The sequence below is a fragment of the Vibrio nigripulchritudo ATCC 27043 genome, from assembly GCF_000222685.1.
GTDB classification, from domain to species: domain Bacteria; phylum Pseudomonadota; class Gammaproteobacteria; order Enterobacterales; family Vibrionaceae; genus Vibrio; species Vibrio nigripulchritudo.
This window is the reverse complement of sequence record NZ_AFWJ01000168.1, coordinates 1-18,375: the sequence shown is the minus strand read 5'-3', so window position 1 is coordinate 18,375 and position 18,375 is coordinate 1. Positions and strand designations below refer to the sequence as shown.

Here is an 18,375-nt window from a genome sequence, read left to right as displayed (position 1 = left end):
TTCAATTCAACTAAGAGAGAAGAACCATGCGCAAGTCATTTTTAGCACTTAGCCTCGCGACAGCAGCGGTTGCTGTTCCAGCTCAAGCAGAATATCTATACGGATTCGGTGGCGTTTACCTTGATCACCAAAGCTGGGATCACGGACCACAGGCAATTGAAGGTGCTGCAAACCGCAACCAGTTTGTTCTGGGTATTGAAGGTGGTGCAGGTTTTAGCTGGGGTGAGCTATACGGTTTCTACGATTACGAGAGCATCGAAAAGTCTGCAGAAGATCGCAAAGCCTCTCTAAAAGGTCAGGCTCATGTTTATCTAGGTGAATCTGGTGCGAGTCTTTACGCGCAAGTTTACAACCACGATAACTCTGCACAAAGTGAGCAGAATCGTGTTCTGGGTGTTGGTTACACAAAACTGACTGGCGAAGACTGGTGGTTCAAACCTTGGGTAGGTGTTCATCAGGTAAACGCTTGGTCTAACTTTGGATCTGAGTTCCGTTACAACGGCAACAACGGTTACATGGCGGGCTGGTCTGCAGGCTACAACTTTGAAGCTTTCGGTCAGAACTTTGCTTTGGTCAACTGGAACGAAATCGAATTTGATCGCGCAGAAGCTTACGCTGAAGACCAAGGCAGCAAAACCGGTCTGAACGGCGCAGCTATCCTTTTCTGGCACGTAACAGACAACTTCTCTACCGCTCTGACTTACCGTTACTTCCAGAACAAACTGGGCGTGAAGAGCGAGTTTAACGACGGTCGTGATTACGGTGATGCTCTAATCTACCGCGTACAGTACAACTTCTAAATCGAAGTCCTGTAATTTAATAAGTGGCGCTTTTTAGCGCCATTTTTGTTTGAATATATATTCGAACTCAAAGAAACCCCGCCAGATATTGCATCTTTTCCTGCTCTCGCTATCCTTGCTGCAACTTTCTCTCTGTAAGGCATTTCAGTTTGAACATTACCATTCTTGGTCCTGGGGCTGTTGGTGCGTTGTGGGCAACGTCCCTGCACGACGCTGGGCATAATGTGTCTCTTTGGAGTCGCAGTTGCACTGCTTCAACGCTGCACCTTGCCAAAGACAAACAGGCTCCTATCGAGTTTCGCAGCAACGACGATAACGATCTGGCAAACGCCGATCTCATCCTGATCACTGTCAAAGCCTGGCAGGTAGAAGAAGCAATTGCCCCAATTCTGCCGAAACTGAGCACCGACACCATTCTGCTATTTATGCACAATGGAATGGGGGCGGTTGACGCGATATCAGAGCGTATTAAAGATTTCCCGGTAGTGCTTGGCACGACAACGCAAGCCGCTTACAAGCCATCAGCGAATCAGGTTCAGCACACAGGTCACGGCATGACCCAGCTTGGTGGTGTTAATACCAAAGGCTGTCACTGCGACTTTTTAGCAGAAGTCCTCAATCACGCAATGCCAGAAGTGAGTTGGAACCCTGATATTCAACAAGCCTTGTGGGACAAGCTCGCCATCAACTGTGCCATCAATCCATTGACCGCCATAGAGCAGTGTTTGAACGGAGATCTGGCTCAGGAGAAATATCATTCAACATTAGATGCCATAGTCAAAGAAGTGGCGCGTGTTATGAAGGCTGAGCAGCAAGAAGCGAACTATTCCGACCTTCGGAACAAAGTCGATTTAGTCATAAATGCCACAGCGAAAAATCACTCTTCAATGCAACAAGATGTGTTTTATCAACGCAAGACTGAGATAGAATTTATAACGGGATACGTAGTCAGCAAAGCCAGACTGCACGGTATTCCGACTCCAGTAAACCAATCTTTACTGGATGAAATACAAAGAATCGAACAAAGCTGGAGTTCATCATGAGTTTTAAAGTACTGGTCCCGATCGCACCGGGTACCGAAGAAATGGAAGCGGTTACCATCATCGATATCATGGTGCGCGCTGGCTACGATGTGACGATTGCCAGCGTCGACCCTGAAGGCTCGCTCACCATGAAAGCATCTCGAGGTGTTATTCTAACGGCGGACTGCAAATTAGTCGAAGTGGCGGATGAGCAGTTTGATGTGATCGCTTTACCAGGAGGCGTGCCCGGCTCAGAAACTTTCCGCGACAGCGTGCTTCTGATCGAGATGCTCAAGCAGCACATGTATGAAAGACGTTGGATGGCGGCAATATGTGCAGCTCCCGCTTTAGTCCTTCAAACACACGACTTGTACCCAGAAGCCATCATGACCTGTCACCCTAGTTTTGAAAAACACATTCCAGAGGCACAGTGGCGAGTTAAGCGTGTAGTAACAGACGTGATACACAAGCTCATTACCAGCCAGGGACCTGGTAGCGCATTGGAATTTGCGATGGAAATCGTCATTCGGCTTTCTGGTAAACCGCATGCCTGGAGTGTCGCTGAACCTATGGTTCCGGTTCCACAACTTCATTTCCACGAAATGGGTAAGTAACGCCTAATCCATTTCAGGATAGAAAATAAAAGCTTAACGAGTAATGGTTTGAATGTGCTTAACAATGGCTTTCAGACCATTACCTCGGGAGGGGCTCAGGTGAGTAAACAAACCTGTCACTTCGAAGTAAGCGTCGATATCAAAACTCTGAATCTGCTCTGAGGTTTTGCCTTCGTAGGCAGCGAGCACTATCGCTATCAAACCACGTACAATTCGGGCATCAGAGTCGGCACAAAAATGCCACTGCTCACCCACCTTTTCTACAACAAACCAAACCTGGCTTTCACAACCAGAAATAGTCACAGTATCGGCTTTCAGGTCTTCCGGCATATCGGGCAGTTTCTTACCCCACTGAATGACCTGTCGGTAACGGTCTTCCCAGCTTTTAAAACCTTGCATGGTTTCAGCAATCTGCTCGCTAGAAATGTCGGTGCCAAATGGGGATGAAGGGAAATTGCTCATTATTCTGATTAGGTTTTGAATATTAACTGGCGGGGATTATACCCACTTTCACCACCAGTTGCCCACGGATTACTGGCATAAAAAAGCCCAACATTTGTGTCGGGCGACTTCAGATGGATTATCTTAAGACTTCTTCAGCCCGCGCTGAATCAGCTTCTCAACGACTCGTGATACGGCAACAAAGCCAAAGGTGGCGGTCACTACCGTTGCCGCACCAAAACCGCTGGCGCAGTCCATACGTTTTGGTCCTTCTGCTGTCGATTTGGTAGCACAAACACTGCCGTCTGCTTGTGGGTACTTCAATTGTTCAGTAGAGAATACACATTCAATACCAAACTTTCGCTGTGGGTTCTTCGGGAAGTTATGGTGACGACGCAATGTGTCTTTGATTTTCTTTGCCAGCGGATCCTGAATGGTTTTGGTTAAGTCCGCGACCTGAATTTGCGTCGGATCTACCTGACCACCAGCACCGCCTGTCGTTACTACTTTGATTTTATTGCTGCGGCAGAACGCCAGCAAGGCAGCCTTTGCTTTGACGCTGTCGATGGCATCCAATACATAGTCAAAGTCTTTGCTGATGTATTCTTTCAAATTGTCTGGTGAGATAAAGTCGTCAATCAGATTAACCTTACATTCAGGGTTAATCAGCTTTACTCTCTCTGCCATCACTTCAATCTTGCTTTGACCAACCGTACCATTCAAGGCATGGATCTGACGATTAATATTGGTGACACACACATCATCCATATCGATCAGGGTCAGCTCTCCGATCCCCGTTCTGGCTAATGCTTCTACCGCCCAGGAACCCACACCACCAATTCCAACGACACACACATGCGACGCTCGGAGGATCTCCACTTCGGAGTTTCCATATAAACGCCTTGTACCACCAAATCGCTGATCGTACTGCTCGGATGCTGGAGGAAGGTTGTCTTGCATGATGTCGCCTTGTGCAAAATTGAGTTCAAAAAGAAAGAGTGCGATTTATACGCACTCTTCATCAAAAAGTCTAGCCTACACGTTTAATCGCGCTTTTCAGGTGGCAGTGCCCAAGGTGATTGCGTCGCGGATGCTTCTAAACCTAATTTCCAAACCCGACCAAAATGCTTGTAGTGACCTGCCTGAGTTCCGGCTCTTGGCCCCATACCGTGATAAAGGTCGAGGTGGTTTTGTTTCACTGCACCGCCAGTATCCAAAACAATTAAAAGACGCAACTCATGCGCTCCACTGAATGTGCCATCGGCGTTTAGCAAAGGAACTTCTGCCAAAATGGGGGTGCCCATTGGAAAGAGTCTTCTGTCACCAGCGACCGAAGCCATAGGAAGCAGTGGGATGCCTGCCGTACCCGTTACTGGAGCTGCCTGTCTCGGTTCAAAGAAAACATAAGAGGTATTTTGCTCAAGCAGTTCACGAACGACTTCTTCTTCCTGCGCGAGAACCCATTCTTTGATTGCTTTAAGCGACATTTTTTCTCGTGGAATCTGATTTCTCTCAATCAGAACCTTACCAATGCTGACGTACGGATGCCCGTTTTTCCCGCCATAGGCAAAGTATTCCAGAGTATCGTCGTCTTCAAAATGCACGAAACCACTGCCCTGCACTTCCATAATAAACGGGTCAATCATATTTGCCGCATAGCCAAGTTCAAGCCCCATTCCTTCAAGCACACCACTGTTAATTTCGGCTCGTGTTGGGCATTGCTCTTCACAGGTAGGCATTTTGTAGACAGGGTATTTGAACGTGTCATTCGGCTGATGGCGCAATTCAATTACTGGAGAGAAGTATCCAGTAAACAACACGTTACCTTTGTCGTCACCACCACCAAGCTGCGCTGCCTGAATACCGTAATTAGCCAGTTCTTTTGGATCGCCACTGTTGAGTGTCCACGCGGATAGCTGCTCGTATAAAGGCTGGAAAGTTCGTGACATCGAAGGCGACTTCACAAGAACTTGCTCTGCCTGGGCGTTAAATGCCAGATAATTTCGAGGTTTGTTGGATTCGATTTGCTCGGTTTGATTGAGCGCAGAAGAGAATTCACCGTCGAGGTATTGTTGACCTCGCTCGGTTGGGGCGGCACAACCCACTAACGTTGCTACTGCACCAAAACAAAGAAATTTTTTAAACACAAAGACATCCAGACATAAAGGTTTGTATCAGCATGGCAAAATATATCGCCATCAGCAATACACTCTCTGTCTAATTGCTTGGATTTAACACAACTGGCTGCGGATTAGTATTGAGGAAAATAGACTCGTAATGCTCCGGTTTAATGCGGCGCATTTTTTTGAATGTCTCTGAGATGATGATGAACTCATGCTTAGAGCCGCCACTGCTGAATTTGAGCTCATTGCCATTAAAACTGAAGTCCGATGCGATTAAGCGACCGTCTCTGTACACCCCTTCTTGTTTAATGGTGTATGAGTCTCGCATATAGGGTGCGACATTCTGTTCGACCCAGTGTCCGTAGATGTGCTTTCGCAACTCTTTTTGCTCCGCATTGTACTGGTTAAGGACGTGATATAAGCCAACCCCAACCCCGACAACTAGCGTACCTAAGAGTAATCCCGCCTTCAGATAATAAGACATATCCTGACGACCTCCCTGCCAGAGCTTGCTCATTGCACTACTCATCACTTCTACTTCCTAAACAGTGTGTACAGATACCACGGCGAGCCCAAAAACTTTCACAGAAAGACCAACCAACGACGACATATTAGTCAGTCTAAACCATACCATACATATTTTACTCAACATATGGACTTTATTTGGCACAGTTCGAAAATTTTCATTGAACAAATCTCAAATAGGAGTCAATATACAAAAATAATTACTCATAAAATTAGCATATTTAGTCACGGACAGATTTTATAGTGAAAATAAGAAGCACAGCACTGGTAAAAGGATTCAGGCAATCCGCGCCTTATGTCAATGCCCACCGTGGCAAAATCATGGTGGTCATGATCGGTGGTGAGGCATTTGAAGATCAGAACTTCGGTAACATAATTAGTGACATTGCCCTACTGCATAGTCTGGGGGTAAAAATTGTACTGGTTCATGGCGCACGACCTCAGATAAACCGCTTGCTGGACAAACAAGATCACCACACGCCATACCACAAAGGAATACGGGTGACAGATGAAGATGCACTCAGTGTCGCCATGCAAGCAGCAGGTCAGCTTCAACTTGCCATTACCGCCCGACTTTCTATGAGTTTAAACAATACCCCAATGGCAGGTACGCAACTTAATGTTGTGAGCGGAAATTTCATTGTTGCTCAACCTATTGGCGTAGATGACGGTATTGATTACTGCCACAGCGGGCGAATTCGCCGAATCGATACCGAAGGCATTTATCGGACTTTGCAGCAAGGTTCCATTGTGCTTCTTGGTCCTATCGGCTGCTCGGTTACTGGCGAAAGTTTTAACTTACTTTCTGAAGAAGTCGCCACACAAGTTGCCATCAAACTCAACGCCGACAAACTTATCGGATTCAGCTCAGAACAGGGCATCATCGACGACAAAGGCGACGTTATTGCTGAGCTGTTTCCTAAAGGTGCTCAAGAGATCCTTCAACAAAGATTGTCGAAAGAAGGTGACGAAAATGGGCGTCGTGGTTCCATTCGCTTCCTGAAAGCTGCAATAGCCGCTTGCCGAGCTGGCGTGCCAAGAAGCCACTTAGTCAGTTATAAACTTGATGGCGCCATTTTGCAGGAATTGTTCTCGCTGGATGGTATCGGAACGCAAATCGTAATGGCCAGTGCGGAGCAGGTTCGAAGCGCTGACATTGATGACATCGGCGGGATCTTGGATTTGATTCGTCCACTTGAGGAACAGGGAATACTGGTTCGTCGCTCTCGCGAACAGCTTGAGCAAGAGATCCACCAGTTCACTATCATAGAAAAAGACGGAATGATCATCGGTTGCGCCGCGCTTTACCCTTATATTGAAGCTAAAACGGCTGAAATGGCGTGTGTTGCTATCCACCCAGATTATCGGGATGGCAACCGCGGAGTTCATCTGCTCAAGCACATCTATAATCAGGCTAAAACCCTAGGCTTAGAGAACTTATTTGTGCTTACTACAAGAAGTATCCATTGGTTCAGAGAGCAAGGATTCACCGAAGTCGGCATTGACGCGCTCCCGGGTGAAAAACAGGATTTATATAACTACCAAAGAAGATCGAAGATTTTACAGCTCAGAGTTGTTTAATAGAACCTCATACTAAAAAACTTCATTTATAAGCAACTGATTTATAATAGGTTGCTAAATTAACGATGAAATTGGTTAAATTTTGACTTTTCATCTGCAAAACTGCTGGTACAATCACCGCCGCTGGAGAGGGTCACCTTTTCCAGCGTTCAAATTCAGATGAGTGTTTCTTTACGAGTACAACGTCAGATCATTGAGAAACATTCACTGCCACACGGAGGTTCCCTCTAATTTAGGGTCAAATGCTAGGAAGCGAGAGTCCACAACTTGCGAGCATAAACTCAATGAGAACCATAATTTGCAACTCAGCCCAAAGCTTTTGGGATATGGCTGATAACCAATTTTTAGACGGCAGAGACGTTCACTGCGTGTTTCCAGTAAACAGCAGTATGAAGCGTTACATTATGTCGTATCAAAACCGCTGTAATATTAAGAACATTTCTTTTTCTGATGTCTTTAGCACCAAAATTGAAGAAGATGTTAGCACCAAAGATTTGTTCCGCTTTCTGGCTCTGAATGAAGCCTAATCGCGTTAAGAATTAAAATGCTTACCACGGACGGTGCCTTTCTCTATCCCACATACCTAACCCAATCGACTCGCTAACCCACTCGCTCTCAACGTTTTTACTTTCACCCCACGACTCATTACCGCGCGATCACCAAACAGATCTAACTGCTTCTTGGCACGCGTAATTCCGGTATAAATCAACTCGCGGGTAAGAATTGGGCTGTAATTGGGTGGCAACACCATGATCGTATGCTCGAACTCACTTCCCTGAGATTTGTGAATCGTCATCGCATAGGCGGTTTCGTGTTCGGGAACTCGGCTTGGAAGTACGCCTTTAACCGTGCCATCCGGTAACTCAAAATATACCCTTAGTCTTGGCGTTTCTTCCGACTCGTCCAACATACACACGCCAATGTCACCGTTATACAACCCTAAGCTGTGATCATTCCGAGTCACCATAACTGGGCGTCCGGGATACCAAAGCTCATCAGTGGCGGGCAATTTTCCCTTCTTTCTCAAGAGTTGCTCAATTCGTGTATTTAACCCTGTTACACCAAAATCCCCTTCACGTATCGCGCAAAGCAATCGACATTGGGAAAACAGCTTCAAAACCTCTCTGGCTTTCAACGAAGGCGTTTCATCGTGGTTCAACGGTCTTGTGACAGCTTGGAGATAACTGTCATAACCCTTGGCAGCCATATTTAGCATCGTTTGGTAGACGGCTTTATCCAAGTCATGATGCGCAATGTCTTCAAACCCTTGGTTCCACACTTTTTCAACTTGGATCGGCTGCCCCGAATTTATGGCTTTCGCCAATTGCCCAATGCCCGAACGAGCATCGAATCGATAGCTTTTTTGCAGCATACACAAGCAGTCGACAATGGCTGGGGCTTGAGTGGATACATATTGTGCTATCGCCGAAAAACCAGTCAGTGCAGATATCTGCTGGCTTTGATTCGCGCTCATATGTTGATCACTGAAATCACAGATGTCGCCCAGAACTGCCCCTGCCTCTACCGAGGCGAGCTGGTCTTTATCGCCTAGCAGAATCAATCTTGCCTGCGGTGGCAAAGCTTGCACCAATTTATGCATCATGGATAGGTCGACCATCGAGGCTTCATCGACCACCAGAATATCCAAATGAAGAGGGTTCTCGCTGTGATGACGAAATTCTGCACGCCCGGGGACTGCCCCCAGCAAGCGGTGAATGGTGCTGGACTCGGTAGGAATTCGGGCTCGGATTTCTGGTTCGACCGGCAGGGCATCAACCGCTTTACCAATCGATTCAGTCAAACGAGCCGCCGCCTTTCCGGTTGGCGCAACCAGTTTTATGGTGGGCACTTCACCAATATCTGAACCTTGCTGAACCAACGCCGCCAAAAGTTTAGTCACTGTTGTAGTTTTACCAGTACCCGGTCCACCTGAAATCACCGCAAAGCGACGGGTCAATGCCACCGCTGCTGCCACTTTCTGCCAGTTCAAGCACGCCGACTGAGGCACCAAATCATTCAGAGCCTCTAAGTCGGTAACCTTATTCGCCTGGGTAATTACCTTATCTATCGCCTCCCAATTTAAGGAATTGGAATCCACTACATCCAGATGATCGCACACCCATTGTTGCCTCTGTACCTGCGAACTTTGATCGGCTTTTGTCACGGCACTGAATAGGTAGTGGTAACTGCGCGCAAACAGATGATCTAAAGTGGTTTTCAAGCGATTGATTTGATCATTAGAAAGCGAGATCGGGCTCATCAGGTTTTTTAATGTCTGGCTAAGTGAGGTCTCATAGTGCCAATAGCGATGCAAATACAGATTCGCGCCATCAAGGATTAACGGTTTCGCGTCACCCGGTTTTCCCACCAAAGAAGAAGCGTGCAATTCAGACTGCCAGTCAATACCCGAAAACTGGTTGCGAATGGCTTCCGCTTGCTCACCATACAGCCCCAAGCAGGTCACCAAATCGACTTTGTCCATTGGGATACAGATGTGCCCTTTGCCTAACTCGGCGCTGACCAGCCCCGCCAGAAAGGGGATGTTCTCACCGTTTTCTGGCTGCTGAGACGCAATAAACTGAGCAAACTGATAATCCAATTGCCTTACGATGCCTTGATCGGTCAGTTGTTGTAATAGTTTAAGCATCTGCATCTATCGCTTCTCCGTCAATAAGCTTGTCGAATTGTTCTAAGAAGGTTTGAGTTGGCTTGGCAGAAAATATGCCGTGATCGGATTGCCCGTCAACACCGCGGAGGAACAGGTAATAGACCCCACCAAAATGCTGATCGTAGTCGTAGTTGGCAAGGCGGCTTTTCAAGAAGCGGTGCAGAGCCAGTGCGTAGATCTGGTACTGCAAATCGTAGCGATGATCAGCCATGGCATTATTGAGGTTTTCACCGTGATAATCACCGACGGAATCCCCAAGGTGGTTCGATTTCCAGTCCAATACGTAGTATTTACCCTGATGCTCAAACACCAAGTCAATAAAGCCTTTTAGCATGCCTTTTAAGGTATGAAAGCCCAACTCTCCTGCTTGTTTGGACAGAGCATCATGTTGGTGCGCCAACTGGTTAAATGAAGGAGCGATCAATACATCAATCGGCAACAGAAATTCCATTTCCACCAGAAGTTGACTTGGCAGCTTGCTGGAAAGGCGAAGCGATTCCCCATCCAGAGGCGTATTCAGCACTGTATCCACCAAGTGCTCCAACACGGGCTGCCATTCCGGCTCCAGTTGCTCTATTTCTATTAGCTTCGAAATGGTTTCTCGGTTGGTGTCACTGCCTGCTGGCTCGCTAAATACCACCTCTTCAAACAGAGTGTGTAAAAACGTACCGGGCTTGGCACCACGTGGGAAATTAAAAATACTGCGCTCCTGCTCTTCTAACAGGTGTTCGTCTTCTTCCGCAAATGAGTCAATATCAAAGCCCGCCACTTCGAAACTCGCATCGTGTGAACCGTGACCGGATTGCTTCACTAACCCAGAATAACTGCTGATACGCCAGAATCGGTCAATCTGCTGTTGCAGTTCATTCGCGGTGAGAGCTTGCGTTTCCTTAGCTGCTGCTGAATAGCCAGAATCTGGAAGTTCAGGCGGCGTCACTATATCCATGCAGTCAAACCCCGTCACCACTTGTGACAGGCAAGATGCCAGCTCTTCGGGTAATTTAGCCTCGCCATTTTGCACTAAATGCCCCATCGCACTTAAATGTAACCCCGATGGTCCTTTGGTGGCTCGCCCTTTGCGTATCGGTGTCATACCAATAAAGCAGCCATAGACGGCGCGGGTCAGGGCTACGTAGATAAGACGAAGATCTTCAGCTAAACGCTCTTTGTCTGCCAGAGCAATGGCGTCTGAATTATTGGTAATATCGAGGACTGTTTTATCCTGCTCTGCATCGTAATACTTGCCTTCACTGGCTTCGCGATAGCTGCTCACAAATGGCAGGAAAACCAAGTCGTATTCCAGACCTTTGGATTTATGAATGGTGACGATTTGCACCAGATTTCTTTCGGATTCGAGACGTTGAATCTGCTCATCGCTACCACCCGCCAAACCAGATTGCACATCGCTGATGGTTTCTGATAGCCAGCGCAGCAATCCATGATCACTTTCCAAAGACAAACTCGCCTGCTGCAACAACTCACCAATGTGCAACAAATCGGTGATCACTCGCTCGCCTTCGTCTTCTTCCAGTAACCTCTCGGCAATGGCTCGCTTTGCCATCACGGAGCGAATCATGGGCATGACACCGCGCTGTTGCCACAGCTTGCGGTACTCCCGAAACTCGTTCACCGTGTTTTCCCACAGCATTTCGTCGTTATTCAGCGCGTCCAACTCTCGGGCATTCATCGCAAACAACGCCGACGCCAAACACGCTCGCAGCGCTTTGTCCTGCTCTGGGGTTAGAACGGCTTGCAGTAGCCGCTGAACATCGGCGGCGACATGGCTGTCAAACACGCTGTCACGGTTCGACAGATACACACTGGCAATGCCTTGTTTTGCCAGAGCCTCTTTGATTCGCCGACCTTCCGCGCCCGTTCTCACCAAGACGGCAATATCGCCTGCCTGCACGGGATGCGCCTGTCCGTCTTTTTCAAACCACGCTTGCTGGTTATCGGATGCGGTTAACACCGTCTGAATCTGGCTGGCGGTTGCCTCCGACATGACCGACAGGTAATCCCCTTTGGTCACTGGTTTGCCGGCTTCATCTTCATGAAGCCAGAACGTGACCGCTTTTTGTTGGTTGCCATGTAAAACCCAGTGACTGCTTTGCGCTTTGGGGCTGAACCTTACTGGTCTGAAAGGGATGTCGTCGTCATACAAAAACGGGGCATCACAAAACTCAAACAGACGGTTGACCGACGTCACCACATCGGCGCTCGAACGCCAGTTGGTGTCCAAGGTGTAGTGGTCGGTCACTTCATTTCGGGCTTTGATGTAAGTGAAAATGTCTGCACCGCGAAACCCGTAGATCGCCTGCTTCGGGTCTCCAATCATAAAGAGCCCTTTCTCTGGCTGCCCGACATAAATCCGGCTAAAGATCTTGTATTGCAGTGGATCGGTATCCTGAAACTCGTCGATCATGGCAACGGGATACAGCGACCGAATGCGCTCAGCCAATAGATCCTCTTCGTCTAAATCCAATGCGGCAGAAAGTTGAGTCAGTAAGTCATCGAAAGAGAGCCAATTCTTTCTTTGCTTAGCCTTGGCGAGTAATACGCGGCATTCTGAAATCGCATGCGCCAGAATAGGGTCTCGCAGCGAAACCGAATTAGTAAGAAACGCCTCTACAGCGTCAAAAACGGGATGACAGGGTGGCGTTCCTTTCGGAGTTTTCTCGTTCAACGCTGCTTGGCTAAATCGCTCCAACTTGTCTGGAAAGGCGTAATCAACCGTTGGGCTCGCTGCCCAGGCATTCACCTGCTCAAGCCAGGTGGGCAGTGACTTTTTGGTGTAGCTGCGTTTGTTGATGTCGGAATTGGCGATCAGGTCATGGAAATCCGCTTGGGATTCAATCCACTTAGCTTTGAGCTCATCAATTCTGACCAGATTCTGCTGATGGAGATCGGCAATGTTGGTCGACAAAGGGGCAACTGTAAGCTCAATGTTCGCACCAGTCAGATATCGAGAAACATCGGCAAGCAGCGCAGCAGGGGATGCCCAGATTTTGCAGATTTCCGCTGCCAGTTGAATTGGCAATGGGTAGAACTGTCTTCGCCAATAATCCGCTACCACCTGCGATTTCAGTTGGGTTTCATCGGTCACAAACTCGTTATTAAAACGACTGCCAGATTCAAAGGCATTTTGAGTCAGCATGCGTTGGCAAAAGCCATGAATCGTATAGATGGCGGCTTCGTCCATCTGGCGTTCGGCTTGAAGCAGGATCTTGGCGGCTTCTTTGTGATCAGAAATGGCATCCAACAAAGGGGCGATCACCGGATCACTACTGCGATTTTCTGGTGATGCATCCGCTCGGGAAAACGCCAGACGTGCATCATGGATACGCGCACGAATACGATCTCGAAGCTCAGCAGTCGCCGCTTCGGTAAAAGTCACTACCAGAATTTGATCGACGGTTAACGGACAAGGGTGTGAAGTGGCACCATTGCCATGACCAAGAAGTAAACGAAGATACAAACCTGCAATGGTGAAAGTTTTACCGGTTCCCGCAGAGGCCTCAATGAGCCTAGCCCCGTGCAATGGGAAGTCCATCGGTGATAAAACCATCGCTTGCTGCAAGTGGGTATCAGATTGATGAGTCATAATTCGTCGATTCCGCCTAATAATTTGTGATCGAACACTTGTTTTGTAGCAATAAGTTGCCTTTAAAGATCAAAATAAAACAGGGTGAGATCTTCCTCACGGATAAGCCTAGAGCGCATGGGTACTATCCCCTCCACAGAATTAGTGGTCACCTCTGACCCTGTGGTCGCACAGCGAACACCCTACAAATTACAACGATTTGCTGGCGACCACCCTACACTTTCTCTTTTCTGTTTTACCCTTCTTCCGCATCATGAGTGGCTAACACTGCAGCTTGTAATACTAAACTCGCATTTAACCGGATCGCTTTTCCTAGATCGTCATCCCATGAAGACCAGATACGTTGTATGTATCGGTCTGAACCTTCACCTGGGAACAAATAACCATCATTAAAAGCATCAGCCATTTTCTTGAACGCAGCTTCTTCATCATCAACCCACTCACCCGCTTTGTTGATGCATGCTTGGACACCCGCCAATGCGGCTTTGGGGAAGTATGCCAACGGCTGATTCATTCCTTGATAAAACAGCCTCACCAACTCTTGAAGCATCATTTTGGCTTGGCTGGCATTGTCTTCAATTGAACCTGCCAGTGGTGAAATAACCCAATGCACCACACCTTCTTTTTTGTCATAGCCAATGAGATGAGTTCGACTGCTTTGCCCCATGGCTGCCAAACAAAGGTGATCAATCCAGGCAGCTAACCAGTCCTGTGCACGAATTTTTCCGCTACGATAACGAAGTAAGCCAGACTGATAGCGCTGAGTTAGCCAGCCTGTAAGTTCACAAGGTTCTCCCTCTACACTCAGTTCAAGGCGAACTTCGCTGTCTTCTAACGGCTTTCCGGTTAACGGGTAAAGCACATTGACCATGGCGTCAGTTTGTTCCCGATTGGCAGCAAACTCGAGCTCGCCAAACGCACCCACTGGCAATAAACCTTTGGCGCGTTGCTGCTCCATATAGCGATGCAATACGGGCTCTTCTGGCTCACCGTTTAAACGGCATTGGAGCAAAGTATCGACCAGCTCGTCGCGCATCTTGTAGCTCTGCAATCCCCCCAAGGTAAACGGTTCGTCGTTTTCCATTGTTGCCATTGGTGGTTCAAAGAAAACTTTCAGGCGACGATTAAAGAAGTACTGAACAGGCAGACGCCAGAAACGTTGGAGCTCAACGAGATCCAACTGATAAGGCGTCGTCATTTCAGTGAGATAGTCGTCCAATGGCTGCTCAAATGCCCCTGATCTTGCGCCGAGGCGATTTACGCTGGGCAGCCACTCTCTGGCGTAACTTTTATCTTCTCCGCTAAATGCGTCTGGACTGAACGGCACCATGGGGTGAATATGAATGAGAGAGTCTAAAAGTTTGTCGCCTGAGGCATCCACCCCAAGAGACAGATCGTCTTCAAGACAGTAGTTCTGGTGGCAGTATTCGAGCAGTTCAGAAACCAGCACAGAAGGCACTTTTTCTGTGTTGTCCTGAATGGATCGCCCAACATAGCTGATGTACAAAGACTGCTGCGCAGACAGTAAGGCTTCGAGGAACAGATAACGATCGTCGTCACGGCGGGAACGGTCACCCGGTCTCGCTCGGTTGTTCATCAAGTCGAAACCTTCCGGCGGCATAGAGCGCGGGTAAGCCCCGTCATTCATGCCAAGCAGACACACCAACTTAAACGGAATAGAACGCATCGGCATCAGGGTACAGAAGTTCACTTGCCCAGCAAGAAAACGCTGGCTGACTCGGGTGCCCGACAGTTTGTTGTGCAGGTATTGCTGCAATACCGTATGTGACAGCGTCTCTTGGTAGCCAGCATCGCTCAATTGTTCAAGCAACTGGGACATCGTATCCCGAATCGATTTCAGCGCCATTTCCCCTTCCAGCTCTACGCTAAAGAAGGCGTCTAACATGTCGTTAATGATGCGATGCCAGTCCTGCGCGCTTTGTGTGGCATTAAGCTGACGCTGGAATTGATTCAGGGTATCGACGTAATGCGCCAGCTTCCCAGCCAGTTCGGCATCCATCCCCTGAACCTCGTTGTAGGCAGCGATAGAACGCTCCCCTTCGAACAGACCCGCACTCTCTGGCATGGCGTAACCCAAGAGCATTCTCTGAATCCCAAACAGCCAAGTGTTTTGATTCAGTTGAGGCAGCTCAAACTGCCCAGCGGTTTGCTCGTCCAGCCCCCAGCGAACACCAATTTCTTCAATCCAGATTTTGGCACGCTCAAACTGGTCTTCGTTTAACCCGAAACGCGCCATAATTGCTGGTACTTCAAGCAGTTCCAGCATTTCAGAGGCTTGAAATCGGCTGTCTGGCAGCAACATCAATTGCATGAATGCATTGAGTACTGGGCTTTCTTCCTGCGCGGTTCGGTCGGAAATCGAATAGGGAATGAAACGTTCACCCGGCGCATTACCAAATACCGCCTGAATGGCTGGGCTGTACGCATTGATGTCCGCCACCATGACAATAATGTCGCGAGGTTTGAGGTTAGTATCGGCATCAAACATCGCGAGCAGTTGGTCGTGTAACACTTCCACTTCGCGCATCGGGCTATGGCAGGCGTGTACAGACAGAGATTTATCCCCTAGCTGAACCACTTGCTTGTGCTTGCTGGTCTCTAACTCGTCGTCTTTCTGATGTTCTTCTAGGTTCAGAATGTCTGCCTGAAGCTGATGCAGAATGCTGTCGCGGTCTACATCGACAAAGGCTTCCACTTCATGGGCTTCTAGCTGAGACAGCAAATACATGTTGTCTCGACCTAGCTTACCCATCGAGGCCAGTAAACTGTTGCCCACCACATCGGTGTGCAGTTCATCAATCACATTATCTTCCAGGTCGCCTTTGAGCTGATCGGATACTCCGTGTGCTTCTGAGTGGTCTTGTTTCCACTCCACGTGCTTACGATGGCGAGCCGCCAGCTTGGCGAGGTACTTTCTGTCTCGCACTTCTCCCCAGTAGTATCGGCATGGGTTAGTGAACATCAGGTGGACATCAATGTGTTCGCCAAGTGCTTTGAGTGCGTCCATATAGCGCGGCGGCAGTGATGAAATGCCAAATACAAACAGGCGCTTTGGCAGCTCCTCCAAATTTGGTGTTGTATGTGCCAGAGCGTCGATAAAGTGCTCGTAGAGGTTTGCTCTGTGATACGGCGACTGACCCAGTGACACGGTTTTATCGTACAGCGCTTGCCATAAAATCGGCTGCCACGGATGTTCTTCGCCAATCTCGGCTACCGCTTCACCGGACTCCCATGTGGCAATCCACTCTGGTCGATACACTAAATAGCCGTCAAAAATGTCGGCAATCTTTTCCGAAAGCTGGAAAAGCTTAGCGTGGTCTTCATCCCCTTCCAGATAACGGTTCAGCGCCGAGAAATCGGGCTTATCGAGCAAGGTTGGAAGAATGTCCATCAATTTCCACGTCATGGCCTCTTTGTTAAACGCACTGCGCGAAGGCACGTCTGGCAACACATGCGTGAAGCATTCCCAAATGAAAGTCGCTGGCAGAGGAAAATCGATGTTTGCTGCTACACCAAACTCTTTAGCCAGTTCCATTTTCAGCCATTGGGACATACCCGGGCTTTGTACCAGGATTTGTTCTGCTTCAAATGGGTTTTCTAATGGAGACAGTTTTATGAGCTCAACCAGCAAGGATTTAAGCAATTCAATCTGGTTGGAATGGTAGACAGTAAACACAAAGAGTCCGTCGGCGGTGTGGATATTAGTGCCTAGATTAGCATACAGGTTTGTTGTCGCAGAACTGAAAACGTCGCTCAGACGTATTCCTGTCTGCCGTCGCACATTTTATGATCACAAGCTGCTATGAAACTAGAGTATTGCAAAACTTATGGAATATAAAAAACAGCTCAATTTTTCGACCATTTCCACATCATCAGACGAAAAATCGATGTGCTTTTCTGATGGATGAGATTTTGCATTTTTATGACGTGGCTCAGTTTGACTTCTAATGGAAGCATGGTGAAGTTTAGAACATGGTTGGGAGGAGATCTGCCGAAAGTATGCGCTGCAATTTTAATGTAAATCCAGATTAGGTTGGAACTGGGTTTATTACCTCTACTTGTCTTGCGCATACCTTGTATTTTTTTATGCCTACTGCACTTGCTCATTTGCTGCAAACCTTGGGTAGGCATTGTTGTAAAAAGAAAAAGGTAAGATATGCCAAATCAAGTGGCAAGAGCCGTTAAAAAATGGATGAAATACCCAGTTCATCAGGTGAAGCGCTATCGTGCAAAATCGTCGCTCCAGTACCTCACGTCTCACAAACTGACTTCTGTCCAAGCCGTTGGAAATGCTCTTCACGATGCATTACACGATGTTGCTTCAGAACAGGAGTGTGAATTGATGGGTAGAATTGAACAGAGGAGAAACACTCTGCTCAATATGCATTCAGAAATCGTAGTCGTTGACTATGGCGCGGGTCGCCCCTCAGATCGACGTAGCCTCGAAGAAATGGACAAGGGGGTGAAGTCCTCATCGACCATCAATAAAGTCTGCCGTTCAAGTAAACCTGAGTTCTGGTGTTCTTTCTTGTTCAAGTTGATTCAAAACCTGCACCCTATCCGATGTGTTGAACTGGGCTCCTGTGTCGGCATATCCGCCAGCTATCAAGCCACAGCCCTTAGGTTAAACAACCAAGGCATGTTAGTAACGCTTGAAGGCTCACCGGAAGTGGCTGACATAGCCCGCCAGACTTTAAACCAGATGGAACTCGATAATACCTCGGTTATCACTGGACCTTTTCACACAACGCTTGAAGCCGTTCTGGGTGATGCCAAACAGGTAGATTTTCTTTTTAATGACGGGCACCACGACCACGACGCTGTGATTCGGTACTTCAATATTGCGGTCCCCTATCTTTCTGATGAAGCCATGGTGGTGTTTGATGACATCAACTGGTCACCGGGGATGCGAAACGCTTGGGATAAGATAGAGAACGATCCACGTGTTGCCGTGTCGATTGACTTGCACGAAATAGGCA

At 48.0% G+C, this 18,375-nt stretch carries 13 protein-coding genes; 6 read left to right on the top strand and 7 right to left on the bottom strand.

Annotated elements, in window-relative coordinates:
* The first annotated feature begins 26 nt into the window (after window positions 1-26).
* From RH89_RS14000 to RH89_RS13990, 3 genes are all read left to right on the top strand, one after another.
* Entirely contained in the window at window positions 27-800 is a 774-nt protein-coding gene (locus RH89_RS14000; protein ID WP_004403006.1) for an outer membrane protein OmpK, read from the top strand.
* 149 nt (window positions 801-949) lie between these two features.
* The gene (gene panE, locus RH89_RS13995) at window positions 950-1,843 is read left to right on the top strand and encodes a 2-dehydropantoate 2-reductase (protein WP_004403004.1); all 894 of its coding nucleotides are present in this window, start codon (window positions 950-952) and stop codon (window positions 1,841-1,843) included.
* A complete protein-coding gene (locus RH89_RS13990; protein ID WP_004403002.1) occupies window positions 1,840-2,436 on the top strand; it encodes a DJ-1 family glyoxalase III in 597 nt (198 codons plus the stop codon). Before panE ends, RH89_RS13990 begins: the two co-directional genes overlap by 4 nt.
* Window positions 2,437-2,469: 33 nt before the next feature.
* Here the strand turns inward: RH89_RS13990 and csdE are convergent, their stop codons facing one another.
* The 4 genes from csdE to RH89_RS28725 form a co-directional block, all read right to left on the bottom strand.
* Window positions 2,470-2,898, bottom strand: coding sequence for a cysteine desulfurase sulfur acceptor subunit CsdE (gene csdE, locus RH89_RS13985; RefSeq protein WP_004403000.1), 429 nt, complete (start codon window positions 2,896-2,898; stop codon window positions 2,470-2,472).
* Window positions 2,899-3,021: 123 nt separating this feature from the next.
* Complete coding sequence (gene tcdA / locus RH89_RS13980; RefSeq protein ID WP_004402999.1) at window positions 3,022-3,837, bottom strand: tRNA cyclic N6-threonylcarbamoyladenosine(37) synthase TcdA; 816 nt, start codon at window positions 3,835-3,837, stop codon at window positions 3,022-3,024.
* 83 nt (window positions 3,838-3,920) lie between these two features.
* The gene (mltA, locus tag RH89_RS13975; protein WP_004402998.1) at window positions 3,921-5,024 is read right to left on the bottom strand and encodes a murein transglycosylase A; all 1,104 of its coding nucleotides are present in this window, start codon (window positions 5,022-5,024) and stop codon (window positions 3,921-3,923) included.
* Window positions 5,025-5,094: 70 nt separating this feature from the next.
* Window positions 5,095-5,529 (bottom strand): DUF2850 domain-containing protein, encoded by a 435-nt coding sequence (locus RH89_RS28725; RefSeq protein ID WP_004402997.1) that lies wholly within the window; start codon window positions 5,527-5,529, stop codon window positions 5,095-5,097.
* A gap of 239 nt (window positions 5,530-5,768) precedes the next feature.
* Here RH89_RS28725 and argA point away from each other — a divergent pair, with 239 nt between their 5' ends.
* Window positions 5,769-7,106 carry an amino-acid N-acetyltransferase gene (argA, locus tag RH89_RS13965; RefSeq protein WP_004402996.1) on the top strand — a complete coding sequence of 446 codons (1,338 nt, stop codon included), beginning with the start codon at window positions 5,769-5,771 and terminating at the stop codon, window positions 7,104-7,106.
* Between the two features lie 326 nt (window positions 7,107-7,432).
* Window positions 7,433-7,633, top strand: coding sequence for an exonuclease V subunit gamma (locus RH89_RS29920; RefSeq protein ID WP_153286226.1), 201 nt, complete (start codon window positions 7,433-7,435; stop codon window positions 7,631-7,633).
* A 56-nt stretch (window positions 7,634-7,689) separates the two neighbouring features.
* Here RH89_RS29920 and recD read toward each other — a convergent pair whose 3' ends face one another.
* The 3 genes from recD to recC form a co-directional block, all read right to left on the bottom strand.
* On the bottom strand, window positions 7,690-9,759 hold the full coding sequence (recD, locus tag RH89_RS13955) for an exodeoxyribonuclease V subunit alpha (RefSeq protein WP_004402994.1): 2,070 nt from the start codon (window positions 9,757-9,759) through the stop codon (window positions 7,690-7,692).
* Window positions 9,746-13,375 (bottom strand): exodeoxyribonuclease V subunit beta, encoded by a 3,630-nt coding sequence (gene recB / locus RH89_RS13950; protein WP_004402992.1) that lies wholly within the window; start codon window positions 13,373-13,375, stop codon window positions 9,746-9,748. Before recB ends, recD begins: the two co-directional genes overlap by 14 nt.
* 235 nt (window positions 13,376-13,610) lie before the next feature.
* Window positions 13,611-17,072 carry an exodeoxyribonuclease V subunit gamma gene (gene recC / locus RH89_RS13945; RefSeq protein ID WP_004402989.1) on the bottom strand — a complete coding sequence of 1,154 codons (3,462 nt, stop codon included), beginning with the start codon at window positions 17,070-17,072 and terminating at the stop codon, window positions 13,611-13,613.
* 480 nt (window positions 17,073-17,552) lie between these two features.
* Between recC and RH89_RS13935 the strand changes: the two genes are divergently transcribed.
* Window positions 17,553-18,375, top strand: an 823-nt coding sequence (locus tag RH89_RS13935; protein ID WP_004402985.1) for an O-methyltransferase, incomplete at its 3' end; no start/stop codon positions are given.

Excerpts from the sequence above, each read along its gene's own strand:
- csdE (WP_004403000.1), bottom strand. The coding sequence starts at position 2,898 with ATGAGCAATTTCCCTTCATCCCCATTTGGCACCGACATTTCTAGCGAG.
- RH89_RS14000 (WP_004403006.1), top strand. The coding sequence starts at position 27 with ATGCGCAAGTCATTTTTAGCACTTAGCCTCGCGACAGCAGCGGTTGCT.
- recD (WP_004402994.1), bottom strand. The coding sequence starts at position 9,759 with ATGCAGATGCTTAAACTATTACAACAACTGACCGATCAAGGCATCGTA.
- RH89_RS13990 (WP_004403002.1), top strand. The coding sequence starts at position 1,840 with ATGAGTTTTAAAGTACTGGTCCCGATCGCACCGGGTACCGAAGAAATG.
- tcdA (WP_004402999.1), bottom strand. The coding sequence starts at position 3,837 with ATGCAAGACAACCTTCCTCCAGCATCCGAGCAGTACGATCAGCGATTT.
- RH89_RS29920 (WP_153286226.1), top strand. The coding sequence starts at position 7,433 with ATGGCTGATAACCAATTTTTAGACGGCAGAGACGTTCACTGCGTGTTT.
- RH89_RS28725 (WP_004402997.1), bottom strand. The coding sequence starts at position 5,529 with ATGAGTAGTGCAATGAGCAAGCTCTGGCAGGGAGGTCGTCAGGATATG.
- recB (WP_004402992.1), bottom strand. The coding sequence starts at position 13,375 with ATGACTCATCAATCTGATACCCACTTGCAGCAAGCGATGGTTTTATCA.